We start from the raw sequence: 25,115 nt of genomic DNA, 5'->3' as shown, positions 1-25,115 counted from the left end.
GAACAGCGCGCAGCGCGACGTCCCGTCGATCTTCCGGGCGAGCTCGTCGACCTCGCCGTAGTACATGCACCACGCCTGGCAGTGCTGCACGCACATGGGCAGCTTGCCCTTCTCGGCGCGGTCGGCGCACATGTCGCAGGCCTTGGTGATGACCGGCAGCCACGTCCACTCCCAGCGGTCCTTGCCCGTCTTGCCCTCGTAGGCGTAGGGGCCCGTCTCGGTGAGCTTTATGCCGAACTCGCCGGCGGGCAGGCCCAGGTGCTTCTTGCAGGCAACCTCGCAGGAATGGCAGCCGGTGCAGAACTCGTAGTTGATCAGAATGCCCTTCATCTACTCCTCCCCTCTCTTCTGGCGTTCCTGCCAGGAATCCTCCATGCCGTAGGCATACGGCTCGCCGGCAACGTAATCGTCCCTGAACCCCCCGAGGCGCGTAACAACCTCGCCCGGCGCGGGTTCGGCTACGTCGTCGGTGCACTTGTATATCTTGCAGACGATGCTCTTGAACGGGCACCCGATGCCGCCCGGTCCCGTCTCGTACGATGCCGTGAGGTTGTTGATGTTGACATCGAACGTGCCGTACAGGTGCGGAAACGCCGGCTCCTCTTCGGGGAACCACCAGCCGTGCTCGGCGTACACATAGTTGGGGTTGAGCGTCGGATCGATATGGACCTTCTGGCGGCACCGTCCCTCCGTGTTCTCGATCCAGATCCATTCGCCTTCGGAGAGACCGTACTCCTCGGCCGTCTTCGTCGACACCTTCACAAGCGGCATCGGATGGAACTCGCGCATCGTGGCCTGCTGGCGGTTCTCCGAGTGGAAGAACTCGTAGGAGCGCGAGCCGTTGATGCAGATGAACGGGTACTCCTTCTTGAACTCGGGATCGGTCATCCAGCGTTTCATGGAAAGCGATTCCACATGCTCTGCTAAAGGAGGAATGCCCCAGGCTCCAAACGTCATGTACGGCACGAGCTCGATGCGGCCCGAAGGCGTCGCAAAGCCGGGCTGCCCGTCGGGGCGCAGCATGCCCTTTTCGTACTTGCGGTAAGTTGCGCAGAAATCGTCGTACTCGTATCCGCCCTTCTCCACGAGCGCGTCGAACGAGCACTCGCCGTCCGCATGGTGCTTCTTCCAGTAGTCGGTATGAACGTCGTCAACTTCGATCATGCCCGCCTTCGAGCGGCCCGCGCTCTTGTAGCTCTTGCCGGTTTCGGGGTCGTAGATGTTGAAGCCCACGTCAAGGTAATCCTGCAGCAGGGCCTCGAGGGTCGGCCACCTCTTCTGGAACAGCTCGGGGTTGAGCTTGTTGCCGAGCGCCACGATGAGCTCCTCGTCGGACTTGGCCTCGTACCATTCGCTCACGGCTTTCATGGCGCGCAGGGGCGTCCACCACACGCGCATCGAGTCGCGCTCGGCGGTGGTCTTCAGGGGCAGGAAGATGTCGGCGTAAGCGACTGCGGTCGGCGTCATGTAGGGATCGGCCACCACGCAGAACTCGACGTTCTGGAGCATCTTGTGAACACGGGGCGCAGCGGTTGCCGAGCACGATATCCCGTTGGCGCCTTGCGACCAGAACATCTTTATGGGATACGGCTCGCCCGTTTCGAATGCACGGTTGACCGCATCGCAGTCGGCCATGCCGATGAACTGCACGCAATCGGGATGCACCAGGTCGACGGTAAGCTTCTTTGCAAACGTGTCGGGGTCGCAGTACAACTGCGCCGTCGCGTAGCCGGGGTTGATCTCGAAGCCGTTGCGCACGAGGATGTTCGTGCCCGGCTTGTCGATGTTGCCGCACACGCTCATGAGGTTCGAAACCGTCTGGCAGAGCTGGATGGAGTCGACCTGCGTATCGAACGCGAGGCCCCACTGGATGGCGCCGCGCTCGGCGTTCGCGTAGAAACGGGCGGCTGCGGCGATGTCTTCCGCCGGAACCTCGCAGATCTCGGCGGCCCACTCGGGCGTGAACTGCGCGACATGCTCTTTGAGCTCGTCGTAGTACGCGCACCAGTACTCGATGAACTCGTGATCGACAAGATCTTCCTGCGTGATCACGTTGAGCCATGCGAGCGCCAAAGGCAAATCAGTTGAAGGCCTGATGGGCAGCCAGTATTCGGCACGTGCGCCCCACCAGGTGAGCTGCGGATCGATGGAGATGAACTCGGTGCCCATCTGCATGCAGACGTTGAGCCAGTGGCCGAGATACCCGTCGGCGTTAGAGCGCAAAGGCTCGCAGCCCCAGATGACCACGACGTCGGGACGCTCCCACTCGGGGTTGGCGTAGCGGTCCTCGTGGCCCTCGGACGCGTCGACGATCGGGAAGTCGCCTATACCGGCCGCCGTCCCGCAGGTGCGCGGCAGGTAGCACGAGTAGCCCGAGAATCCTATGGCGCCGATGTTGGGGGTGCCCAGGCACGCGCCGCCGAGGAACGGCACCCACGACGATATGTTGCGGCCGGTGCCGTGGTTCACGAAGATCGACTCGCGGCCGAGCCCCGCCTCGTCGATGTTCACGCGGATCCAGTCGGCGATCTCGTCGAGAGCCTCCTCCCAGGTGATGCGCTCCCACTTGTTCTCGCCGCGCTCGCCCGCGCGGCGCAGCGGGTACTTGGGGCGGTCGGCGTAGTTCACGCCCTCCGCCAGGTTCAGGCAGCGCATGCACAGCCTGCCGTTCGCGCACGGGTCGAGCGGGTCGCCCTCGACCTTCTCGAGCTTGCCGTCCTTGGTGTACATGAGCACGCCGCAGGAATCGTGGCATCCGGGAGCCGAGTACGTGTACGTCCTCGTTACAGTGTAGCCATCCTCCTCCCATTGCCATTCGCCCTCGTGGTAGGCTTCGCGGTCAACCCCGTTTAAAAAGGCCTTGTAGTCAAAGAGCATAAGCACCTTCCTTTCCGTCTTGAATGCGCTTGCGAGACGTTCGCCCGAAACGAACGTCATCCGCAATCTCTTTCGCAACGATAGAAGATGGGGGTTGCTCTTTCATGGGGTGAAAATGGTTAAAAACACAGCGCTAAGCCACCAGGGATTAGCGCTGCTTGGCGCAGGTGCTCCGACGGCTAGTCCGAACCTGACAAATCGACTTCCGTTTCCTCGACGAGGTTCATCAGCTCCTGACGGGAGTGCACGCCCGTTTTCTGGTAGATGTTGTAGATGTGGGCCTTGGCGGTATGCGACGATATGACGAGCTTTTCGGTGATGTACTCGGCATTGCGGCCTTTCGCAAGCATGACGAGCACCTCTTTCTGCCGATTCGACAGATCGAACCGATCGGCGACCGCCTCGCACTTGAGATAGAAGATGCCAGGACGCGTCAACCGCGCGTCATCGCCATCCGGGCTCTCGCTCGGCTCGGTTTGCTCGCTTGCGATTCGACGGATGGGCGTACCCGGAGCAGCCACGAGCACAGGTTCGTCCTCCCCCGTCTCGCTTTTCACCTCCGCCTGCTTGAACCTGTTCTGATCGGGATAGTTGTCTTCGGTCATCACAAACGATGCCGAGAAGATCACAAGCGCCATGAACAGGATGACCGAAAGCGTCGTGGCGGTTGGCCCGAAGTATTCGATCGCGGATTCGGAGAACCCGGCGAACGATATGACCATTCCAAGGGCGATGCCCCCGAAGCTGATCAACCGGCCGAACGAAAAGGCGCGTATCGCCGAAAGATCGCATAGAACGATATGGCGGCATATCGCCGAAAGCGAGCATGTGGTGGGAAATATGGCGCCGCACAGAAGCAGGACGGCGAACACGAAGCGAATCTCTTCCTGAACGAACAGGATGGGAAACACCACCACTGCGGAAAAGGGCAGGAACAGGCGCATCGTCGCGGTTTCGTTCGCAATGTTTTTATGAAGAGAGTCGACGAGCAGGCCTATGCAGGTCGCCAGCAGCGCCACCTCGATTACGACGAACACCCCCGACTGCGCGTTCTGCGTCGACAGGATGCAACCGAGCGCGAAGCCGAGCGCCATGCCCGACGTTGCCGTGGCAAGGTAGGAGCGCCATACAACCTGGCTGCGCTTGTCCGAAACCTTCGCCTTGACGACCTCGACGGTATCGATGCGCAGAAGCACCATGGCAATCGCGTAGGCGACGATGGCGATAGCGGGAAAAATTATCGCGAAGAGGAAGCTCGTCTCGGGGCCGGCGAACAGAATGCCCGTGCACATGAATACGCCCGCCGCAAAGATGCCGACGATGTACGGCTTGATGTCAGAACGGAAGAACAAACAGATATATTCGCCGTACAGCGTATAGGTAAGCGAGAAACTGCAGCCCAGCACGAAGCCGAACACTTCGTACCACGACGCGGCCAACTCGTAAAAGGAAAAGCCGACGCAGCCGACGAGCGCGAACACGGCGGCAAGACCCACCTGTACGATCCTGTGGGTCGAAAGCCAATCGGAAAATTTCCAACATACGAGCAGCATCGCGCAACAACCTGCGAGAAATGCAAGATGCGCGATCCCCGTTGCCGCATTCTCAAGATCGGCAAACGGTATGAATATCGATGTGCCGAGCATGACGAACAACCACGAAAAGCACGACACGGCCCCGACCAAACCAACCAGAATGCGGGCGTTGACGAGTATCCAACCCCCAGCACCGTCCGACGACGCCCGACCGGCGCCGAGCTCCGGTGCACTGCGTCCTTCGCCCATCAACTTCACTCCGCTTTCAGCCAACGGTATCACCCCCATACGATCACCGCCCCCGCCGGCCTATTCCGAGGGCGAAGAAAAACTCCCGTCGCGTCCCACACTCTCGTCATATTAGTAATATGTTACTATATTTCCCTCCTCGGTTTTTTTTCATCTCTTTCGCGCCCGCTTGCGGCTTGATTCGATACGGTTAAGTTTAGGTATTCGATCAAAGAAACAAAGGGGCGAAAAACCCTAATCAACCGTTCGCAGAAGCGAACCATAATACCTCAGGTATTAGGCTGGCGGCAAATATAGGGCATCCCTGCGCATGCCCCGCAAAACCCGGAGCGCCCATAATGAAGGCGCTCCGGACGAGTTGTCGGAGCAGAGCAACGATAAGGAGAGTACGCCCATGTGTTTTAGACCTGCCGCCGTTTCACTCGATCGCAACTGCCCGAAATGCGGTGCCACCTGTCCAGCCGATGCCGAAACCTGTCCCGCCTGCGGAGAGAAGCTCCCCGCAGCCGCCGCAGCTCCGGGCATGCCGGGGGCACCTGGCGCCCCCGGTGCCCCCGGCGCTCCCAAAGCCCCTGGCGCCCCCGGCGCACCCGGCGCCCCCAAAGCCCCCGGCGCGCCGAAGTAAACCGGCTAAACCGGATTTACCGCACTTGGAAAATCGAAAGGGATCCGATTCGGATCCCTTTTTCGTTTTACCCGCAAAAACGCTCGGTCCTTCGCCAAACAGGCGGTTTTGCCAGAAATAGGTCTTCATTGCTAATGCTTTTCAGAACCGCGCAAGCGAAATAGGCCCTCGCTCGCCATGCGGGGGAAACCCCTTGCTCCATAGAATCGAAGCGTCATGCATTGCGACGCACGGCATCGTCCGATGGTGCCAGACGAAAAGGAAGGAGCACTATGGCCGACTACAAGGAGTATATGGATAAGCTTGACCGCAAGGCTTACCATGAAGGCGAATGGCAGTGGCAAGAGGGGGATTTCACCGTAACGCGCACCACGCACTGGTCGCCTCCCGGATGCCACATGGGATGCGGCGTTTTGCTGTATACCAAAGACAACAAGCTCGAGAAGGTGGAGGGCGACCCGCTCAACGCCGTCGCCAACGGAAAGCTCTGCATGCGCTGCCTCGACATGCCCGAGGCCGTCAACCATCCCGATCGCCTGAAATACCCCATGCGCCGTGCAGGCGAGCGGGGCGAAGGCAAATGGGAGCGCATAAGCTGGGATGAAGCCTACGACGAGATCACCGAGAAGGTTCTCAAGATCAAGGAGGAGCACGGCTCCCAATCCATCGTCGTCGTACACGGAACGGGCCGCAACATCGGCTGGCAGGTGCCGTATTTCGCTTCGGCATGCATGGAGACCCCGAACGTGTCCACGTTCGGCTTCACCGGCTTCGCCTGCTACCTCCCGCGCATGATCGGAACCTCGGCCAAATACGGCGATATGATCATCGTCGACGCCTCGCAGGCGCACTACAATCGCTATGCCAACGAAGACTGGCAAGCTCCCGGCGTCATTCTCGTATGGGGCAACGAGCCCATCAAGTCGAACGCAGACGGGTTCTTGGGCCACTGGCTCGTCCAGTGCGTGCAGATGGGTTCGAAGATCATCTCCGTCGATCCCCGTCTGACGTGGTGGGGCGCCCGCGCCGCCTACTGGCTGCCCGTCCGTCCCGGCACCGACGCCATCGTGGCCATGGCGCTGCTCAACGTGATCATCTCCGAAGACCTCTACGACCATGATTTCGTCGACTGCTGGACTTACGGGTTCGATTTGCTGGCTGAACGCGTAGCCGACAAAACGCCCGAGTGGGCTAGCCCCCTCTGCGACGTCGACCCCGAAGCGCTGCGGGGAGCCGCGCGCCTCATCGCAACCTCTTCGAGCTGCGCATGCCAGTGGGGTCTCGCGTTCGAACAGCAGATCGCAGCCCTCGGCGTCACCGAAGCGGTTGCCGACATCATGGCCATCACCGGCAATATCGACAACCCTGGCGGCAACGCACTGTACCGCTGCGCCTACCTCATCGAGAAGCGCTACGGACTCGGCGACGAGTACATCGACCCCGAGGTGTACGCAAAGAAGCTCATCCCCGACAAATCGGGCATCAACGAATCGAACATCGTGTCCTGCGCCGATTCCGACGCCATCCTCTCGGCCGTCGAAACCGGCGAGCCCTATTCGATCGAGATGTTCTGGATCCAGAGCTCCAATGCGCTCGCCTGCGCGTCGATGGACCCCGCCCGTACCCGCGCAGCCCTCATGAAGGTGCCCTTCATCGTAGTGGCCGATCCGTTCATGACCCCGACCGCCCAGGCGCTGGCCGACATCGTTCTCCCCGTCGCCATGAGCTGTGAGCGCAACTCCTGCCGTACCTGGTGGACGCCCGTGCGCACCATGGTCAAGGTGACCGATTACTACGAGGCGAAATCAGACGAACAGATCTGCCTCGAGCTCGGCAAGCGGATCAAGCCCGAGCACTGGCCGTGGAAAGACGACAAGGAATGGTGCACCTGGTACCTTACCGACCAGCTCACCCCCGGCGGAACCGAATATGACCGCACCTGGGAAGAGACGGTGCAGAACCCAAGCGAGAACAGCTGCAACGGAACCGCGTACTGGGATTGGGATGCCACGTACCGCAAGTACGAAAAGGGCATGCTGCGCCCCGACGGGCAGCCCGGATTCAACACGCCTACAGGTCGCATCGAACTGTGGTCGTTCGGCTACGACCACTGGGGCGTCGATCCGCTCCCCTACCACATCGAGCCGCCCGAGAGCCCGCTTTCCACGCCCGAAACCTACAAGGACTACCCGATCATCCTTTCAGGCGGTGGCCGCTCGTTCGAGTTCTTCCATTCCGAGCATCGCCAGCTGCCCACGATGCGCGAGTTCCATCCTTGGCCGCTCATCATGGTGAACCCCGAGGATTGCGAGCGCTACGGCGTGCGCGACGGGGAATGGATCTGGGTCGAGAACAGCCGCGGCGCCCGCTTCAAGCAGAAAGTCAAGGAAACCATCGAGGTGCGGCCCGGACGCGTGCATGCCGAGCACGGCTGGTGGTTCCCCGAGCAGGAGGGTGCAGAGCCGAACTTCTACGGCACCTACGAATCGAACCTCAACAACATGACCGAAGCGTTCCGCACCGGCCAGGGGGGCATCGGATCGGCGATCAAGAGCATGCTGTGCAAGATCTACCCGTGCCAGGAGGGGGATGTGCTGCCTCACGAGGTGATAGCCGAAAAGGGCGATTTTGCCGAGTACGAACCCGGCAAGCCCTACGAGCCGGTCGAAGAACCCGTCGTGACCGTGATGAACTAAAGGAGTGAACCATGAAAGGCATTCTCATCAACTACGAATATTGCACCGGTTGCCACTCCTGCGAGGTCGCCTGCCGCAACGAACTCGGCCTTGAAAAGGGCGAGTTCGGCATCAAGCTGACCGAGGTCGGCCCTTACGAGTACGAAACGGAAATCGGCGCCGACACGCCCTACGAGTGGGTCTACAACCCCACGATCACCAAGGCGTGCAACCTCTGCGACAGCCGCACCGCCGAGGGCAAGCTTCCCTCATGCGTTCAAGCCTGCCAGGCATGGTGCATGTACTACGGCGATATCGAAGAGCTCGCCAAGAAGATGGACGGCAAAACCCGCTGGGCGCTCTACAGCCCGATTCAGGGATAACCGCCCGAGCACGCGCCCGCCGATCGCCCCGAAGCGATCGGCGGGCATCCTCTCGTTCAGACCGGCATAAGGAGGAATACCATGGAAGTGAACGTGACCATCCGGGGAGAAGAGAAGTTCCAAGCGTTCATCGAGGAAAACGCAACGATCGATCTCGAAGCAGCGAAGCAGGATCTTCAGGAGCAGTTCCTCGCCGATGAAAAGGCGAACAAGTACGTGCTCGCAGCCGACAAGGCGAAAGACGGGCAGGAGCACGCGAAACCCTACATGGGGGTCTGCATGTCCTACGACGCTCAGGGAACGCAGATCGGCGGCGGCAAAGCGTACCTCGACAAAGGTCAGGAGCCGGCGCGCAAAGATATAACCATCGTGTTCATGTAGCGCCGCCTCGACCGCATTGCTCTCGACTGAGCGCCGACCGCATTGCGCTCGGCGCTCAGTCGCTTCCATCCGCTAAACGGGCTGGAAGCAGGCGAAACGCCAGCATGATCTCCTCTCGTTCGGCAGGGGATGAGAGATCGATGCCGAACCGCTCCCTCATCCTGTCGATTCGATACACAAGCGTGTTGCGGTGCATATGGAGCCGTTCGGCCGCGTCGCTCGCCCGCCGCTCGCACATCAGATAGGTGAAGAGCATCTCGGCGTCATCGGTTCCGTGCTCGCGGTCGTAACAGACGATCCCGGCAACCGCGCTGTTCCTCACGCAATACGACACGAACGACGATTCCTGCCGCCCCTGCTCGTAAACGTACGAGGGGAAATACGTTTTGAACCGATACATCGGGGCCTCCGGCTTCGGGATCGAAAAAAGCGTCGCTAGCGACTTCGCATCGCGCTGACCGTACTCGATGGCGATTCGCGCCTGCCGATACGCGTAAGGAACGTCGGTGATGCAGCGAAAGGGCTCCGAGACGCCGAACACTCCCCCGTAGGTTTTCTGAAACGACGCGAGCGCCTCGCTCGGATCGTTCGAACCATCGCAGCTCCCACCGCCCGGCTCCCCTCGATCCTCGACAAGCAGGAGAAGTCTTCCCTGAAAGGTGCTTGCCTTGCCAAGCGGTACCGCCTCAAGCAACCTCCATGCGTAGTACCCGAGTACCCGCTGCCCCTCTTCGTCTTCGGCATCGACCTCCATCACGCAAAGGCGATAGCTTCCCTCGAGCGGCATCCGCGCGCGTTCAAGCCGCTTAAGGAGCAGGTCGCGGTTCTGGGGACGCCGCATCACGAGATCGGACAACAGCGCGGCGTAATCCTTGTCGAATTGATGGCGCGCCGTCCAATCGTGCCGCACATACAGTTCGAGGCAGTCGATCAGCATCTGAAACGTATCCACCAAAGCATCGGACAGAGGGTTTTTTGTGCACTGGAGCACGATGTGGACGAAGTAGCTGCCATGCATGCGAAACACGTAGCTCAGCGTCGGGTTTTCGACGATGCGCGTCTGCTCGACGCGGAGGATGCCGGTTTGCGTCTGCCAGCGCTTGACCGCTCCGTACTTCTTGAACTTGTCGACGGTTTCTTTCGCATGGTAGCCCTCCTCAACAAGGCGCATCACGACAGGATCGTCGATCGGCACATCCTTCGTATAGGCGAGCAGGCGAAACGAAGAATCGGTTATGGTCACGAAGTCTTCGAATATGTCTGTGCTGCAATCGAGGAAGCTCTGATAATCGCCATGCTCGAACAAAACCGCCCTCATCCGCTCGGTCCATCGTTCGTATTTCAGAAGAAACCGCCGCGCATCTTCGAAGACGCTTGAAAAGGATCGGTCGTCCTTCACGATGGCGAACCGCATGGCGCAGCTCGGGGGGATCGAAGCAAGCGTCGAACCGTCGCCGATTCCAAGAGCACACGCTTCCGGATGGGCAACGAGAAAATCGGCTGCTTGACGTTCGTAGCCGCAGTAGATCGTTTCGGGTTCGATGGCCGAATCGGATTCCGCCGCCGCTCCCCCCTCGCCCCTTCCGGCAAGATCATCGACCCCGGACGCGATAAGGGCAACCTGGGAGAAGCGCTCACTCGCCATGCGCGGGGCGCTGACAACGCGATCGCCCCAGTGCTCTAGAAGCATATGCATGGTAACCGACATTGTTACTATCAACCCCTCATTTTATTTGCTAAAAACTCTGTCCATATTTGTCATTCATGCCATTTTATTCCCTTTATCAGCTCCATACAATGACGGCGACGAGAAAGACCAACGGCCTAGGGGGCATCGTGGACATCAAATCGCATGTCAAACGCAACGAGTCGCTTGCTCGCGAAGAACTCGAACAGCTCCGAACGGAAACAGACCCCGAAAAAATCTACCTTGGGCTGCAGCGCTACATACGCTTGCGCTATCTCCTCGAAGACGATCCGTACTGGAACGACGACATTGCCGCATTCACCCGTTACAGCATCAAGAAAACCCTCGAGCAGTCCGACGACCCGGCGAAGCTGAGCGATTTAGGCGTGAACTGCGCCGGCTCGTCATCGGAAACCACGAAACATCTGCTGCTGCTCATATCGCTGCGCAAGGGACTCGACATCGACCTCGACCCCGAAAAAGCAGCGTGCACCGCCACCGTACGGGAACTGGCAGCGCTGCTCAGCGCGGCGCTGCTGAAAGCGCACCGATAACGCGGGATGTGCGCCCCGCAGACGAGAACAGGAGAATCGCCGATGAAACACACCTTTACCAAAGGCAAGGACATCAAGCTCAACGTACAGCCTGTAACGATCTCGATCTACCACGAATACGTATTCGAGGGCCCTTGCCGGTTCGGTGAGGGCGAGCAGCTGACCAAGGAATACGACCTCATGCGCATCGCCATGATCCACAAGGGATTCGTCGACGAGGTAACCGACAAGCTCGGAAGCATCGATTTCGTCAATATCCTCGAACCCATCGTCATCAAGCGAGATGAAACGTTTCCCGTCACCGACGAATTGCTTGACGAAATGGGCAAAAACGCCGATGAGGCCGATCTGTACTTGATCAAATTCCATCCCTTCGGAATCGATTTCGCACTCGCATTTGCCCAAAAATATAAAAAGCCGCTTGCGTCGGTTCTGCAATGCTGCAACGACTCGGGCATGGTCGCCTCGCTGCGCCCGCGCGGCTGCGAAGCATACGGCTGGCCGAGCTGGGAGGACGCGATCGAGGGCATGAAGGTGCTGCGCGCCCGCAAGGCGATCGCCAACACGAGGGTGCTCTGCGTTCCGCGAAACAACTCGAACAACTCGCTCTCCGCACTCGATTCGTTCTACCATCATGACGAGGTCACCGAACGCCTCGGCGTGCAGTTCCGCTACTACAACCTCCACGAATTCATGGACCAAACCAACAACGTCGATCCGACCACGAATCCAACGCTGCCCGGCAGAAAGTGCGATAACATCAACGACGAAGACGAGGTGGAGATCAACGCCATCGTCGACGGTCTCGTTGCAGGAGCCGTCGAATGCGACATGACCCGCGAGGATATCTTCCCCTCGGTCAAAGCGCATTATCTCGTAAACAAACTGCTCAACAAGCTCGAATGCAATGCGTTCGCGGCTCCCTGCCCCGACATGTGCGCAACCCGCCGACTGAACGAGGGCCGCTTCACCTTGTGCCTGAACCATTCGCTCAACAACGAAAACGGCATTTGCTCCGCATGCGAATACGATCTTTCGGCGCTCGTTTCGATGGTGCTTCTCTCGAACCTCTCGCTCAGCGCGCCCTACATGGGAAACACTTCCATCGGCAAGGTGGTAAACGATCCCGAACTCGAAGTTTCCCCCCTGCTCATGCGCAATAAGGATTCGTACAACGACGCAGCTTGCGCCATGACATCGGCCGAGAACATCGCCTACACGTTCCACGCTACGCCCAACCGCCTGCTCGAGGGCTTCGACGCCGATAAAGCACCCTACGCAATCAGGCCGTTTGCAATGGGAGGGCGCTGGGGCGCAACCATTCGCTACGACTTCAACCAGGATGTAGGCAAAAAGGTCACCATGTGCCGCTTCGATCCGCTATGCGAAAAGATCTTCATCGCCCGCGGAACCATCGTCGCCGGCATCGGATACAAAGACGAGAACTGCACCGAAGGCGCATTCTTCGAGGTGGCGGATTCGAAGAAGTTCTACGAATGCTCGCTGCAAGTCGGCAACCATATCCCGCTCGTATACGGCGACGTGTACGACAACGCGATCGAGCTTGCGAAAATGCTCGGGCTCGAAGTGCTCACCTGCGAATAAGGCAGCCAGCCGAGGGCTGAGCACGGACATGCGCGAGCCCTCGGCCGAAGCGGCCCGACAAGACGCAAAGCAAAACCGGCCCACCAGACACAAGCCGGTGGTCAGACGAAAAGGAGATTAGCATGGTCAAAGCAGTAACCAAGGCAATGGAAGCCATCGAAAAGCCGATCGACGTGAAGGTGAACATCCTTCCGATATTCGGCTCGCTGATTCACGAAGTAGCCTACGAAGGTCCCTGCCGATTCGGTGACAAAGACGAGCTCACCAAGGAATTCGACACGAAGGCCACCGCCATCGGATTCAAGGCATTCGGCGAGCGCCTCGAGAGAACCTTCGGAGACGATCCTGACGTCAACGCGCTCGAACCGATGTGCATTGCATGCTCGGATGAGTTCTTCTTCGACGAAGAGCACTTCAAGAAGATCGATGCGGTGCTCGGTGATGTCGACGTGTTCTTCCTCTACGGCAATCCCATGCCCCGCCTCGTTCGCGAAATCGCAGGCCGTTACCACAAGCCCATCATGATCCTCACGAACTCGGGGGCCATCACGCTCTCCGAGCTCTCCGAGCTGAAGAACCGCAACTATCCGCATGCGTACGGTTGCATCGACTGGAACGAGGTCGTTCGCAAGGCACGCTGCTTCAAAACCATGAAAGCGCTGCACCGCACCCGCGTCCTCAAGATGGTACGCCACGAAGGGCCTCTTTTCCTCACCGACGATTTCGAGGTCGAGGCCGATTTCGGCGTACAGGCCATGTCGATCAACATGCATGAAATGATGGACCAGCTCCACTCGGGCGACGGAACCGGCAACTACACGCTTCCTCTGCGCACCGTCTGCAATCTGACCGAAGAGGAAGAAGAGGAAGCGGGCCGCATCACCGATGAGCTCATGGCGGAAGCCGAAGAGTGCTGGATGGATCGCGACAAGATCCTCAAGAGCGTTCGCTTCAACGTGCTCACTCGCAAGCTCATGGATCATTTCCAATGCAACGCCTTCACCGCGCAGTGCAAGGAATGCTGCGCGACCACCCGTATCAACGAGGAGCAGGTCACCTACTGCCTCGGACACTCGCTCAACAACGAATGCGGCATCGCATCGGCTTGCGAAGGCGATATGAACGCACTGCACGCCATCACCATTCTGAGCTGCCTGTCCCGCAAAGCGCCGTATCAGTCCAATACGACGCCGGTCGTGCTCGATGACGAAGGTGAGATCGTGTCCAAGAACTGGTTCAGCGACCAGCCGTGCATCCAGAAATATCCCAACCAGCTCTACTGCACCTGGCATGCCGTCCCCAACCGCTACATGGAAGGATACGATGCCGATCCCGCGCCGTACGCCATCGGGCCCTTCGCTGCCAACGAGCGGTTCGGCGCAACGTTTCGCTACAAGTTCGCTGAGGACGAGGGCAAGACCGTGACGCTCATGCGTTTCAACCCCGCTGGTACCAAAATGCTCGTCATCAAAGGCGAGATCGTCGGCGGAACCGGCTACGACCGCTACGGCTGCCCCGAGGGCATCTACTTCAAGGTACAGGATCGTGACGGCCTGTTCCATGCCCAACTCGAGTTCGGCTGCCACATGCCGCTCGTGTACGGCGACTACGCCGACGAGCTGGTCGAGCTCGGATCGATGATGGGCGTTGAGGTCATCGTGTTCGACTAGATCCTTTCCCCGAAGCGCCCGGATGTCCTCATCCGGGCGCTTCTTCACTACGCCCGATTGGAGTACGCCATGGAATACAACGTCAGCGCTCGCAATCCCAATCACGCCCTCAGGAAACGGGTGACAGACGCGGCGACGCGAGCGGATTCGCTTTTCGAATCATGGGACCCGCGCGAGGGCGACGAGCATTCCTTTTGCGAAACCGTCAGGGAATACGTGCGGCTGCGCTACCTTCTGGAACCGGAAGACATGCTCGAGACCGAATATCTCAACCATCTCGGCGAAGCGAGCATCGCTCGAGGCATCGGAGTCTCGATCGAGCAGGTACGTAAAAACGAACTCGATTCGAAATGCGAAGGCACGTCTTCCTCTATGACGAAGAAGATCCTGCTCACCATTGCCCTCAACAAAGCCCTCGAAATCGACATCGACGCCGAGACGACGGCCGACATCACTACGATAACTGAACTCTGCGATGCGGTTCGTGCACAGCTCCTGCAGCGCCAATAGAACGCGGGAGGACAGATGAGCACCCAAAGACCATCTATCGACGAAGAGCAGCAACTCGTCATCGACGAACTCAATTCCCTCGGGGACGTTTTCGGGCAATACACCTACCTTCTCGAGCTTTCGGCGACGCTTCCCGTCCTGTCCGACGAAGAGAAAAGCGCATGTACGCTCGTTGGCGGCTGCCAATCGCAAGTATGGCTGCTCGTCTCGAAAAAAGACGATGGCACCGTCGGCATACGGGCCGACAGCGACACGCTCATCGTACGCGGCATCCTCTCCCTTATGGTTTCGCTTCTCGATGGGCGCACGGCTTGCGAAATCGGGGCTGCAAACATCGCCTTCATTGAGAAAACCGACCTCAAAGCCGCATTTTCCGACGATAGGCTCAATGGTTTCACCTCGATTTGCGCTACCATTAAAACCCTCAGCAAAACTATTGCCAACCAATAGGGAGACGATCGACCATGAACGATTTCACGAACAAGGTGGAAACGATCCGCAAGGACTTTCCCATCCTCGATCAGGCCATCGGCAAACACCCGCTTATCTATCTCGACAACGGGGCCACAACGCAAATGCCCACAGCCGTCCTCGACGCGTTGTCGGCGCATTACCGCACTGACAACGCCAACGTGCATCGCGGCATCCACACCTTGAGCGAGCGTTCCACCGCCTCATTCGAGCAAGCGAGAAAAACGGTACAGAGCTTCGTCAATGCGATGTCATCGGACGAGATCGTTTTCACAGGCGGCACAACCGACTCCATCAACATGGTCGCCCGCGCGTGGGAAGATCGGGTGAAGCCCGATGCAACCATCGCCGTCACAGCGCTTGAGCATCATGCGAACTTCGTCCCTTGGCAGCAGCTCTGCAAGCGCACGGGGGCACGATTCGAAGTAATTCCGCTCACGCCTGAAGGCGATGTGGACCTCGATGCGCTCGGCGAGGTTCTTCACACCCAGAACGTAAGCCTCGTCGCCGTCGCCCACGTTTCAAACGTTCTCGGCTGCGTAAGCCCGATTCGCGCAATTGCCGATATGGCGCATGAGCACGATGCGCATCTGCTCGTCGATGCCGCGCAGAGCATACGCCACGAGTACGTCGACGTGCAAGAGCTCGACTGCGACTTCCTCTGCTTCTCGGGACACAAGATGCTCGGGCCCACAGGCATCGGCGTGCTGTACGGCAAACGCGGCATCCTCTCCGAACTCTCTCCCGTGCGGTTCGGAGGCGAGATGGTGGACAAGGTGAGCACCGAAAAGACCACCTTCGAGGAGCTTCCCCTGCGCTTTGAAGCGGGAACGCCCAACTACAGCGGAGCCATCGCCCTTGCCGCTGCCATCGACTACATCGAGTCGACGGGGCGCGCAGACATCGCAGCCTACGAGCACGAGCTTACTGCCTACGCAGAGCGAGCGCTCGAGTCGGTCGAGGGTGTTCGCGTTCTCGGCAAACCAGCCGTGCGCGCAGGATGCCTCTCGTTCACGGTCGATGACGTGCATCCCTTCGACCTGGCAACGTTCATGGACAAGCAGGGCGTAGCGCTGCGCTCGGGCAACCAGTGCGCCCAGCCGCTGCTTCACGAGGTTTACAAGGTGCAGAACGTCACGCGGCTCTCCCCCGCCTTCTACAACACGACCACCGAGGTCGATTCGTGCATCGACCTGCTCGCGCGCACCGTCGCAATGCTGCGGGCGGCGCGCTGACGCAAAGCGGCGGCAGGATCGCTCCCGCCGCCGAAGCGCTTCCGTTTACACGGTTACGCGAAATCGCGCCTCGAACACTCGTCGATCACGCGGCTCACGGCGTCGTACACGCCGGGATAGCCGCTGTCGTTCAAGCCCGCCGTCAAACATGGGATGAAACCCGTCGTGCGGCCGATTTCAGACAAGGCTCGCTCCACCTCTTCGCGCACCTCGTCTTCGGTCCAATCGGGCTTGTCGATGATCTGCGATTCGATGCCGCCCATGAATGCGATCTTGCCGCCGTAGGTATCGACGAGCTTCGGAATGTCGTTGGACGAGCGCAGCGTGCCCTGCCAGATATCGATGCCCATATCGATCATGTAGGGCACGAGCGTTTCGCCGAAGCTGTCCGAATGATGGACGATCAGCTCAACGCCATGGTCCTTGTAGTAGCCGTACACCTGCTTGTAAGGTTCCAACAAGAATTCTTCGAACATTTCAGGAGCCATGAACGTGGATATCTGGGTGCCCCAATCATCGTGATGGAACAAAGCGTCGGGTTTCACGTACTTGATGTGAGCTTCGGCCAAGCGCAGCTCCCATTCCACGATCTCGTCGATAAGGGCATGCATTTCCTCGGGTTCTTCGTAGAAATTGACAAGCGCTTCGGTGATTTCGCACAGATGATGCACTCGCTCGAAAATGCCGGGGATGATGGCGCTGCACACGAACTGCTCGTTTCGATCGATGGCTTCGGCGCGGGCGGCGATCGGCTCCCAAAACGCCGAATCGTCAACAGACCCCGGAATCTTCACCTGATCGCGCCACTCGGTTATGTCCGTGATAACCCGATGCTCCATATCGTGCATGGGAAACAACCCCGGCTGTCCTTCGATCTGCATCTGATAGCAGCCCCATGCGTCGATGATGTAGTGGTCGGTTTCCTTGTGGGAGTAGTCGCTCAAAGGGCTTGCCATGATCAGACCCAGCGCCTCGTATTGGTTGACGTAGCGGTCGGGATTGCCCCCGCGGATGCACTCGAGCAGGTTCTGGCGTTTCGTGAGCATGCGATCGTTTCCTTTCGTTGCGTGTCGATGGAAAGCCAACCCCGCACCGCATGTCCGCCGATTCGCGTCGACGGGCTGCACGCACCATCCGTTCGTTTACGCCATCGGATGCAGAGCGGCTCGGCAATTCGATTGTATCGATGTCCCGAAAACGAGTCATAGGGCGCTGCGTCTTATTTTCCCCGCTGCGGCCACATAAGACGTTTCGTCCCCCTGCCGAAAGCGAACTATGGGATATCATTGCCTCAGGGAAAACGCGAGAAGGAACACGCATGCACCTGACGATACACGCCCAAGATGGCACGACGCGCTCCGTAGAGGCAGCTTCGGGGCAAACCTTGCTCAAAGTCCTGCAAAACGCCGGCGAAACGGTGTTCGCACCCTGCGGAGGCGCAGGCACGTGCGGACGATGCCGCGTACTCGTGCGCGACGGAGAAAGCGTCGGCTACCGTCTCGCCTGCCAAACCCCCGCAGCGGACGGAACCGAGCTCATCATGGAAGACATTGCGGCAATGCGGGTGGAGGGGGCATCCGATGCCGAAGCCTTCGACAAGGCGAGCGCCGATCGCACGGGAGAATCCTCCCCCCTCGGATTGGCCGTCGATATCGGCACGACCACGATGGTGTTCACTCTCGTCGATCTGGAAACGCGCTCCATCGTGGGTACGGCGGGCAAAGTCAATCCACAGGCGGCTTTCGGGGCCGACGTCATCGCCCGTATCGACGCAGCAAGCACCGTCGAGGGCATGGAAACCCTCTGCGGCCTGTTGCGCAGCGGCATCGACCGAACGCGTGACGAGCTTTGCCGCAAGCTGCATGTGGACCCCGCGCGCATCACGCGCATCGCCCTAGTTGGCAACACCACCATGGAGCACTTCGCTGCAGGGCTCGATCCCCGATCGATCGGAACGTCCCCCTTCGCACCGCTTACGCTGTTCGGATCCGAAATCGCCCTGTACGAGAGCACTGGCGACGCGCGAGAATCCGCCTACTTCGCCCCGGCGGTTGCCGGGTACGTGGGCGGCGACGTAACCGCTGGGCTTTGCGTCGCGCAGGTTGCCGAGCGAGAAAAGATCCAGCTCTTCATCGACCTCGGAACAAACGGGGAGATGGCCCTGGGAAACCGTGATCGCCTGCTGTGCTGCGCCACTGCCGCAGGACCGGCGTTCGAAGGAGCGAACATCACCTTCGGCATGCCCGCCATGCCCGGAGCAATCTCGCGCGTGGATCTGTCGGAAGAGGGCCTTGCCATCGAAACGATCGACGGGAAAGAGCCCCTCGGGCTGTGCGGATCAGGACTGCTCGATGCCGTGGCATGCCTGATAGAGGCCGGCCTTGTCGACGAAACCGGATACCTTGCCGACAAGGACGAAGCCCCCTCCCGATTCGCGCTTCTCGTTGGAAGGGAGCAAGGGCAAGCCGTCTGCTATCTCGATGCTGCACACCGCGTCTATCTAACCCAGAAAGACATCCGATGCGTGCAGCTTGCGAAGGCGGCCCTTCGAGCCGGCATCGAAACCATGATGGAAACGCTCGGCGCATCCGACGACGATATCGAGAACGTCTTTTTGGCAGGGGGCTTCGGCATGCACTTTCGGCCGGCGAGCGCCGCGAAAATCGGCCTTATTCCCCCCGCTTTAGGCGCCCGAATCGTGCCTTTGGGAAACGCCGCAGGCAAAGGGGCCGTCGAGGCCTTGTTCGACGAGGGAAGATCAGCCATCGAACGCGTCGCCGCGCACTGCGAGTACCTTGAGCTGTCCACCAGCCCCCTGTTCAACGAACGCTACATCGAGGCCATGGGATTCGACGACTGAACCGGCCATCACGCCCAGACGCCCGCCCGCGAGGCGCCTGGGCGCAAGGAGATGCTACAGGGAGCTTCCCAATTCGTAGGCGTCCCAAATGGCGTTCATGATGTTGGCCACCGTGCGGGCATCGCCTATTTTGTGTACGGGATGCTTTCCGTATCGGCACGCTTCGTACAGCGCATCGTTTTCAACATAGCCGACGCATTCGACAACGCCCGTTGCGGGAATCGCCATGCTGCCCTCGGCGGTCTCCACCATAAGCTCGCCCGCCGCAAACGAAGTCGCCGATGCGCCGGTAACGATATCCACCCCCTGCTGAACAAGCAGCAGGCGCAGCATCTCGAAGTTGCTTGGGCACAGCGGGCCGTTGAGCTTGAGGATGTCGTCGAGCGCCTCCACGATCGACACGCGCCGCCCTTGCCGCGCGAGCCACAGCGCAAGTTCGCAGCCAACCAAACCGCCGCCGATCACCGCCACGGCCTCGCCAGGATCCGCTCTTCCCATCAGCACCTCCTCGGCCCCGAACACGAATTCGGAATCGCCGAGAGGGAACATCTTCGGCAGGGCGCCCGTAGCGATGACGATATGGTCGCATGCTTCGCGTTCGAGCGCCTCGGCCGTCATCGGAGCATTGAGCCGCACGTCAACGCCCAGACGCTCCAATTGTTCGACGTACCAGGCAACAAGGGCGCGGTCGTCCTCCTTGAAATCGGGAGCGCCGCCGCATACGAGATTGCCGCCCAAGCAATCACGGGCTTCGAAGAGCACCGTTTCGTGGCCGCGCGTTTTGCACACCCGCGCGACCTCCATGCCCGCAGGACCGCCTCCCACAACCACGATCCGCTTCTTCTCGAGCGCCGGCGTAAGCTGCGCGTAGCGCTCGCGGGCGCAAGCGGGATTGACCGCGCACGAGATGTTCTTGTAACGAATCATGCGCCCCAGGCAGCCCTCGTGACACGAAAGACAGGGGCGAATGCCCGCCACGTCATCGGCGCGCAGCTTGTTCACGTAATGGGGGTCGGCCAAAAGAGGGCGCGCCAGACCGATGATGTCGCACGTGCCATCGGCTACCGCCGCCTGCGCCATATCCGGATCATCCATGCGGCCCGCGCATATGACCGGAATGCCCACCGCCTCCTTCACCATTTTCGCGTATGCGCGGTAGAGCCCCTTCTCCTGATACATCGGCGGATGGTTCCACCACCAGGCATCATAGCAACCCACATCGACATCGAGCGCATCGTAGCCGTAGCGCTCCAAAAGCCGCGCCGCTTCCACGCCCTCGGCAACGTCGCGCCCCTTCTCTTCGAATTCTTCGCCCGGCAGAGCGCCCTCGCGCCAATCCTTGATGAAGCTTTTCGGCGAAAACCGCAGCGTAACGGGAAAATCATCCCCGCATACGCGCTTGATCTCCGCGCACACCTCGGCCGCGAAGCGCAAGCGGTTCGCAAGCGATCCGCCGTACTCGTCGGTGCGCTGGTTGAAAAACGATATGGCGAACTGATCGAGCAGATACCCTTCATGCACCGCGTGTATCTGCACGCCGTCGAAACCGGCGTCTTTGGCAATGCCCGCCGCCTGACCGCACTGCCGCACGATATCGCGTATCTCATCCACCGTAAGGGGGCGGCAATCAACGTCGATCCAGCGATTTTGGATGGGGGAAGCCGATACGGGCAGTTCCCCTGGCGCCATTTCGGCGAAAACCCGTCCGAAACCTGCTGAAAGCTGCAGAAAGATACTCGAACCGTACGCGTGAATGCGTTCGGTCATCTCGCGCGCCGTCCTGATGAAGTGAGGCGGATTGATGGTTGCCGAGGGCGTTGAGGGGTACTCGTGCACCTCGATGTTGTTGGCGGCATGCGTTACGCCCGTGATGATAAGGCCCGTACCGCCCTTCGCTCGCTCTACGTAATAATCGATTCCCCGCTGCGTGAAACCGCCCTCCGCATCGCCCAAGCCCATAGGGCCCATGGCGCACATGGCGAAACGATTCGGCAGCTCGATTCCCGCAATGCGAACCGGCTCGAACAGGCTACGATACTGCATGGCGACCTCCTCCTAGACGAAGGCCCGCCGAAGCGGGCCTTCTGCTTATGCGATTGGATGTTTTTCGGCCCACTCGCGACCGTACGAATCAAGCTCGGCGTTCAGAACATCGCTGTTTCGCTTGCGCAAAAGCGGTGCGGGCGCGCCGGGGAAGAACCTGCCGGCAGGACAGTACGTATCCACGCAACGGCGCACCTCGTTGATTATCGCCTCGTCAGGGGTGCTTTCATCATCGATGGCAGGACCGTCGATGCCCCCTATCATCGCCAGCTTGCCGCCCGTGCGCTCCTGAATGGACACGATGCCGTTTTGGGGAATGACGCCCTGCCAGATATCGATTCCTATTTCCACCATGTCCTCGACGATGGGTTCGCAAATGCAGTCGGCATGATGCACGTACAACATGCCGCACTCGTGAATCGTTTTGGCGATGTCGGCCTGAAGCGGCTTGATCATCTCGCGCCAGGTGTCAGGCGGCAAGAACAGATTCTGCTTGCTGCCCCAGTCATCCTGAAAGAAAATGACATCGGGATGCAGGTGGAAGGCCGCTTCCTTGATCACGGCCTTCTTGTACTCGGCAATCGCCTCGAGCATCTCCATCATCGCCTCGGGCTCTTCGAGATACGCGCAAAACGCATCCTCCATTCCCATGAGGAAATGGGATCGCTCGAACAGACCCTGTGCGCAGAAGTACTCGACGAAGTACTGGCTGCGATCGACCGCTGCAGCCTGCTCTTCGGCCTTGCTCCAGTCAAGGTCCTTGTACGACGGAATGACAAGCTGGCTTTTCCATTCCTCGATGTCTTTGACTACCGCGTTCTCGAGCGTCACGTGGGGATGCTTGCCCGGCGAGCCGATCGCCCGAATGCATACCGTACCCCACGAATCCTTGTGCTCGAGGCCGTCCTCGGGCACCGAATCGCTCATCCAAACCGGATCGAGTATGATCTTGACGGCGCTTTGGAAGTCGTTGTAATACGCCGGCTGCTCCCCTGCGAAAATGGCCATCATGTTCTCTCTCGGAGTCATCTCCATCGATATCGTTCCTTTCCACCCTGCTCCGATAATTATTTGTAAAACGAGTCGACCGCGTCAAAGAAAGCTTCGATGTTCTCCCAGGGGGCCATCGGCGGAACGTCGCAGCCAGTCGAAGGCACGAAGTTGGGATACGATGCGCACGACTCCATAAGGGCCGTCGTCGCCGCCCGCACGCTTTCGGGGGTACCGTTCTTGATCTCCCCGGCCGGATCGATGTTGCCCATGGCCACGCAGTCGGCCGGAACGAGCGGCATGATATCCGCCATGTCGATGGCGTTGCCGAAATGATACGCGGCCGCTCCGGTTGCAAAAACCTGTTCATGGGCCTTCACGACGGATGCTCCGCAGTTGTGGTAGACCACAGCGAACGCCTCATCTTGCACTTCGTCAACGATGCGGCGCACGTAAGGGGTGGAGAATTCGCCCATAAGATCCGGGGAAAGAAGCCCAGCCATGGGCTCTGCCACGACAACGCCGTCAGCGCCCGCCTCTTTGAACGCTTTGGTGTAGGCGATAATGAAATCAGTGGTCTTATCGAGCACAGCGGACACGAGTTCGGGCTCCTCGTAGCACAGGGGCATGATCTCGTTCACGTCCATGAGGCGACCGGCCAAAGAGAAGGGGCCGATAACGCCAGCGAGCACCGGGCGGTCATCGATGAGCGGCACGACGCGGCGGATGGCCTCGACGTAGAGGCCCGTGCGGCCCGCGCCCACCTCAGGCACCACGAGGTCGTCGGGATCGGAATCCTCGTCCACGATGGAGCCGACCACCGTGGGCACCTCTTCGTCCGAAACGCGTATCTCGGAGCCGAACGCCTCGGCCTCAACCGACAGGTCCATAAACGACACGCTCGCCGAGGTATCGAGGCGGTCGGCCACGATCTTCATGGCCTCGGCCTGCAATCCCGCATCCTCGATAAGATCTTTAACCGAAATCCCCATCACCTGAATGGCCGGAAACGACACAACCGGCAGGGGCTTCTTCTTCTCTGCGGCAATGAGGTCAGCGACCCATTTCTGCATATCCATAGTCAAGTGCCTTTCTTGTTTTGATTTCAAAGCGATGCGCATGCAAACGGCACCGGCTGAAAACCGGTGCCGGGGCTGACTTTATTTCTGTACGAGCTCGACGGCCTTTGCAGCGGCGGCGCCGGCATCGGCGGTGTAGGCATCGGCCCCCACTTCGTCGGCGAATGCCTGAGTAACCGGTGCGCCGCCAACCATGATCTTCACCGAATCGCGCAGGCCCGCCTCCTCGATCGCCTTGATGGTGGTGGCGATTTCGGGCATGGTGGTCGTCAACAGCGCCGAGCAGCACACGATGTCGATATCGTCGTGTTCCTGCAAGAAGCTCACGAACTGCTCGGGAGCCACATCCACACCCAGATCGGTGATCTCGAAGCCTTTGGATTCAATCATCATGCGCACAAGGTTCTTGCCGATATCGTGCATGTCCCCTTTGACGGTGCCGATGACGGCCTTGCCCACGGGCTCCGCGCCTTCAGCAGCCAGAAACGGCTTCAGGATCTCGGTGCCCGCAGCCATGGCACGTGCAGCCACGAGCATTTCCGGCACGAACACCTCGCCGGCGGAGAACTTGTCGCCGATGATGGTCATAGCGGGAACCATGCCCTCGTTCAGAATCCTGATCGGATCGCAACCTTCGTCAAGCGCCTGCTGCACGAGGGGCTTGACCTCTTTTTTCTTGCCGCGCTGCACCGCGCTTGAAATATCGTCGTAGATAGACATCGATTCTCCTTACAACTCGAATTGCGCTTTCGCACGGCACGCAGAAGCACTCCCACGCAAGCGGGTATACGCGATCTGCACGCCGCGCACCGTTCAAACACTACGAGCAGTTTAGGAAGCGGAGCCGTAGGAAACATGAGGCGTGAAGGCTGATCTTGGAGAATCGAATCCGACGCCGAATGCGCTCCTAAGACTTCGGTGCTAATATGCTCGCAACCCGAAAAAACAGCGGCAGGAGAATGCATGGACGGCATCGAAAACAGAGAACCTTTTCTCGAAAACAGCGAAACCGAATCCTCGGATGCGCTCATGGAACTGGCACGCGAAGCGGGGTTCGAAGCGGTGGGAGCGACAGCCGCCTCGCGCCTGTCTGTCAAACCCGAAGTCCGCGACATGTGCGCCGCCGATCGCTGCCGCGCCTACGACAGAAGCTGGGTGTGCCCGCCCGCATGCGGAAGCCTCGATGCGTTCGCTGAAGCAATCGCCTCGAAGGAAACCGCTCTCGTCGTCCAAACGGTCGCAACGCTTGAAGACGAATTCGACATCGAAGGCATGCAGGAGGCAGAAGCGCTCCACAAAAGAAGGTTTGCGCAGTTCGCCCGAAACGCCTGCGACATCCTGGGCGCTCCCTTGGAGAAAGACGCTGCTTTCGGATCGGCAGACGGTCGAAAACGGGAAGAAGGCGCGCTTCTCTTCCTCGCGGCAGGCGGCTGCACGGTGTGCCCGTCATGCACCTACCCCGATGCCGCCTGCAGGTTCCCCGACAAAGCCTTCGTTTCCGTCGAAGCGGCGGGGCTCGTCGTTTCCGAAGTATGCGAGTCCGCCAATATCCCCTACTATCACGGCAAAGGAACCATCGCTTACACGAGCTGCGTGCTTCGGTAGCAACCGCAAACACGGGCTGGGCGCGCAAAAGCAAAGGCCGACGGGTTTTTCTCCCGTCGGCCTTGAAAAGCGCTGCGACAC

Annotated in this window: 21 protein-coding genes; 12 read left to right on the top strand and 9 right to left on the bottom strand. The window is 59.7% G+C overall.

The window, feature by feature from the left end; translation table 11 throughout:
• From C1719_RS05640 to C1719_RS05630, 3 genes are all read right to left on the bottom strand, one after another.
• Positions 1–330 (bottom strand): 4Fe-4S dicluster domain-containing protein (locus C1719_RS05640; protein WP_102374231.1); only part of this gene is annotated, 330 nt, incomplete at its 3' end.
• On the bottom strand, positions 331–2,877 hold the full coding sequence (locus C1719_RS05635; protein ID WP_102375936.1) for a molybdopterin-dependent oxidoreductase: 2,547 nt from the start codon (positions 2,875–2,877) through the stop codon (positions 331–333). It abuts the gene before it with no gap.
• 179 nt (positions 2,878–3,056) lie between these two features.
• Complete coding sequence (locus tag C1719_RS05630) at positions 3,057–4,700, bottom strand: response regulator transcription factor (RefSeq protein WP_102374230.1); 1,644 nt, start codon at positions 4,698–4,700, stop codon at positions 3,057–3,059.
• A gap of 355 nt (positions 4,701–5,055) precedes the next feature.
• On the opposite strand from C1719_RS05630, the gene C1719_RS15855 reads away from it, so the two are divergent.
• The 4 genes from C1719_RS15855 to C1719_RS05610 all read left to right on the top strand — a co-directional run bounded on the left by C1719_RS15855 (position 5,056) and on the right by C1719_RS05610 (position 8,725).
• Positions 5,056–5,286, top strand: coding sequence for a hypothetical protein (locus C1719_RS15855; protein ID WP_219717820.1), 231 nt, complete (start codon positions 5,056–5,058; stop codon positions 5,284–5,286).
• A 272-nt stretch (positions 5,287–5,558) separates the two neighbouring features.
• Positions 5,559–7,982: a molybdopterin-dependent oxidoreductase gene (locus C1719_RS05620; protein ID WP_102374229.1), complete on the top strand. Its 2,424-nt coding sequence runs from the start codon at positions 5,559–5,561 to the stop codon at positions 7,980–7,982.
• Between the two features lie 11 nt (positions 7,983–7,993).
• The gene (locus tag C1719_RS05615; protein WP_102374228.1) at positions 7,994–8,344 is read left to right on the top strand and encodes a 4Fe-4S dicluster domain-containing protein; all 351 of its coding nucleotides are present in this window, start codon (positions 7,994–7,996) and stop codon (positions 8,342–8,344) included.
• Between the two features lie 81 nt (positions 8,345–8,425).
• Positions 8,426–8,725: a hypothetical protein gene (locus tag C1719_RS05610; protein WP_102374227.1), complete on the top strand. Its 300-nt coding sequence runs from the start codon at positions 8,426–8,428 to the stop codon at positions 8,723–8,725.
• A gap of 55 nt (positions 8,726–8,780) precedes the next feature.
• Here the strand turns inward: C1719_RS05610 and C1719_RS05605 are convergent, their stop codons facing one another.
• A complete protein-coding gene (locus C1719_RS05605; protein ID WP_102374226.1) occupies positions 8,781–10,433 on the bottom strand; it encodes a PucR family transcriptional regulator in 1,653 nt (550 codons plus the stop codon).
• Between the two features lie 128 nt (positions 10,434–10,561).
• Here C1719_RS05605 and C1719_RS05600 point away from each other — a divergent pair, with 128 nt between their 5' ends.
• The 6 genes from C1719_RS05600 to C1719_RS05575 all read left to right on the top strand — a co-directional run bounded on the left by C1719_RS05600 (position 10,562) and on the right by C1719_RS05575 (position 16,457).
• Positions 10,562–10,966 carry a hypothetical protein gene (locus C1719_RS05600; RefSeq protein WP_102374225.1) on the top strand — a complete coding sequence of 135 codons (405 nt, stop codon included), beginning with the start codon at positions 10,562–10,564 and terminating at the stop codon, positions 10,964–10,966.
• Positions 10,967–11,008: 42 nt separating this feature from the next.
• A complete protein-coding gene (locus C1719_RS05595; protein ID WP_146007847.1) occupies positions 11,009–12,571 on the top strand; it encodes a fucose isomerase in 1,563 nt (520 codons plus the stop codon).
• Between the two features lie 122 nt (positions 12,572–12,693).
• On the top strand, positions 12,694–14,241 hold the full coding sequence (locus tag C1719_RS05590; protein ID WP_102374223.1) for a hypothetical protein: 1,548 nt from the start codon (positions 12,694–12,696) through the stop codon (positions 14,239–14,241).
• Positions 14,242–14,310: 69 nt separating this feature from the next.
• On the top strand, positions 14,311–14,751 hold the full coding sequence (locus C1719_RS05585; protein WP_146007846.1) for a hypothetical protein: 441 nt from the start codon (positions 14,311–14,313) through the stop codon (positions 14,749–14,751).
• Positions 14,752–14,766: 15 nt separating this feature from the next.
• Positions 14,767–15,201: a SufE family protein gene (locus tag C1719_RS05580; RefSeq protein WP_102374221.1), complete on the top strand. Its 435-nt coding sequence runs from the start codon at positions 14,767–14,769 to the stop codon at positions 15,199–15,201.
• A gap of 14 nt (positions 15,202–15,215) precedes the next feature.
• Complete coding sequence (locus tag C1719_RS05575; RefSeq protein WP_102374220.1) at positions 15,216–16,457, top strand: aminotransferase class V-fold PLP-dependent enzyme; 1,242 nt, start codon at positions 15,216–15,218, stop codon at positions 16,455–16,457.
• A 53-nt stretch (positions 16,458–16,510) separates the two neighbouring features.
• Here C1719_RS05575 and C1719_RS05570 read toward each other — a convergent pair whose 3' ends face one another.
• On the bottom strand, positions 16,511–17,503 hold the full coding sequence (locus C1719_RS05570; RefSeq protein ID WP_102374219.1) for a uroporphyrinogen decarboxylase family protein: 993 nt from the start codon (positions 17,501–17,503) through the stop codon (positions 16,511–16,513).
• 272 nt (positions 17,504–17,775) lie between these two features.
• Here C1719_RS05570 and C1719_RS05565 point away from each other — a divergent pair, with 272 nt between their 5' ends.
• Complete coding sequence (locus C1719_RS05565) at positions 17,776–19,317, top strand: ASKHA domain-containing protein (RefSeq protein ID WP_180963486.1); 1,542 nt, start codon at positions 17,776–17,778, stop codon at positions 19,315–19,317.
• 54 nt (positions 19,318–19,371) lie between these two features.
• On the opposite strand, the gene C1719_RS05560 is transcribed toward C1719_RS05565, so the two are convergent.
• From C1719_RS05560 to C1719_RS05545, 4 genes are all read right to left on the bottom strand, one after another.
• Positions 19,372–21,360: an oxidoreductase gene (locus tag C1719_RS05560; RefSeq protein ID WP_102374217.1), complete on the bottom strand. Its 1,989-nt coding sequence runs from the start codon at positions 21,358–21,360 to the stop codon at positions 19,372–19,374.
• Positions 21,361–21,405: 45 nt separating this feature from the next.
• The gene (locus C1719_RS05555; RefSeq protein ID WP_245874379.1) at positions 21,406–22,395 is read right to left on the bottom strand and encodes a uroporphyrinogen decarboxylase family protein; all 990 of its coding nucleotides are present in this window, start codon (positions 22,393–22,395) and stop codon (positions 21,406–21,408) included.
• Between the two features lie 32 nt (positions 22,396–22,427).
• Positions 22,428–23,429: a uroporphyrinogen decarboxylase family protein gene (locus C1719_RS05550; RefSeq protein WP_102374216.1), complete on the bottom strand. Its 1,002-nt coding sequence runs from the start codon at positions 23,427–23,429 to the stop codon at positions 22,428–22,430.
• A gap of 81 nt (positions 23,430–23,510) precedes the next feature.
• Entirely contained in the window at positions 23,511–24,149 is a 639-nt protein-coding gene (locus C1719_RS05545; protein WP_102374215.1) for a corrinoid protein, read from the bottom strand.
• A 243-nt stretch (positions 24,150–24,392) separates the two neighbouring features.
• On the opposite strand from C1719_RS05545, the gene C1719_RS05540 reads away from it, so the two are divergent.
• Positions 24,393–25,034 carry a DUF2284 domain-containing protein gene (locus C1719_RS05540; protein ID WP_102374214.1) on the top strand — a complete coding sequence of 214 codons (642 nt, stop codon included), beginning with the start codon at positions 24,393–24,395 and terminating at the stop codon, positions 25,032–25,034.
• Positions 25,035–25,115: the final 81 nt, after the last annotated feature.

It is taken from the genome of Raoultibacter massiliensis, assembly GCF_900199545.1.
GTDB lineage: Bacteria > Actinomycetota > Coriobacteriia > Coriobacteriales > Eggerthellaceae > Raoultibacter > Raoultibacter massiliensis.
The sequence above is the reverse complement of the archived record's forward strand: the minus strand, read 5'-3'. Positions and strand labels throughout refer to the sequence as shown.

Coding starts and splice junctions, on each gene's coding strand:
- C1719_RS05635 (WP_102375936.1), bottom strand. CDS start 2,877: ATGCTCTTTGACTACAAGGCCTTTTTAAACGGGGTTGACCGCGAAGCC.
- C1719_RS05630 (WP_102374230.1), bottom strand. CDS start 4,700: ATGGGGGTGATACCGTTGGCTGAAAGCGGAGTGAAGTTGATGGGCGAA.
- C1719_RS15855 (WP_219717820.1), top strand. CDS start 5,056: ATGTGTTTTAGACCTGCCGCCGTTTCACTCGATCGCAACTGCCCGAAA.
- C1719_RS05620 (WP_102374229.1), top strand. CDS start 5,559: ATGGCCGACTACAAGGAGTATATGGATAAGCTTGACCGCAAGGCTTAC.
- C1719_RS05615 (WP_102374228.1), top strand. CDS start 7,994: ATGAAAGGCATTCTCATCAACTACGAATATTGCACCGGTTGCCACTCC.
- C1719_RS05610 (WP_102374227.1), top strand. CDS start 8,426: ATGGAAGTGAACGTGACCATCCGGGGAGAAGAGAAGTTCCAAGCGTTC.
- C1719_RS05605 (WP_102374226.1), bottom strand. CDS start 10,433: ATGTCGGTTACCATGCATATGCTTCTAGAGCACTGGGGCGATCGCGTT.
- C1719_RS05595 (WP_146007847.1), top strand. CDS start 11,009: ATGAAACACACCTTTACCAAAGGCAAGGACATCAAGCTCAACGTACAG.
- C1719_RS05590 (WP_102374223.1), top strand. CDS start 12,694: ATGGTCAAAGCAGTAACCAAGGCAATGGAAGCCATCGAAAAGCCGATC.
- C1719_RS05585 (WP_146007846.1), top strand. CDS start 14,311: ATGGAATACAACGTCAGCGCTCGCAATCCCAATCACGCCCTCAGGAAA.
- C1719_RS05580 (WP_102374221.1), top strand. CDS start 14,767: ATGAGCACCCAAAGACCATCTATCGACGAAGAGCAGCAACTCGTCATC.
- C1719_RS05575 (WP_102374220.1), top strand. CDS start 15,216: ATGAACGATTTCACGAACAAGGTGGAAACGATCCGCAAGGACTTTCCC.
- C1719_RS05570 (WP_102374219.1), bottom strand. CDS start 17,503: ATGCTCACGAAACGCCAGAACCTGCTCGAGTGCATCCGCGGGGGCAAT.
- C1719_RS05565 (WP_180963486.1), top strand. CDS start 17,776: ATGCACCTGACGATACACGCCCAAGATGGCACGACGCGCTCCGTAGAG.
- C1719_RS05560 (WP_102374217.1), bottom strand. CDS start 21,360: ATGCAGTATCGTAGCCTGTTCGAGCCGGTTCGCATTGCGGGAATCGAG.
- C1719_RS05555 (WP_245874379.1), bottom strand. CDS start 22,395: ATGGAGATGACTCCGAGAGAGAACATGATGGCCATTTTCGCAGGGGAG.
- C1719_RS05550 (WP_102374216.1), bottom strand. CDS start 23,429: ATGGATATGCAGAAATGGGTCGCTGACCTCATTGCCGCAGAGAAGAAG.
- C1719_RS05545 (WP_102374215.1), bottom strand. CDS start 24,149: ATGTCTATCTACGACGATATTTCAAGCGCGGTGCAGCGCGGCAAGAAA.
- C1719_RS05540 (WP_102374214.1), top strand. CDS start 24,393: ATGGACGGCATCGAAAACAGAGAACCTTTTCTCGAAAACAGCGAAACC.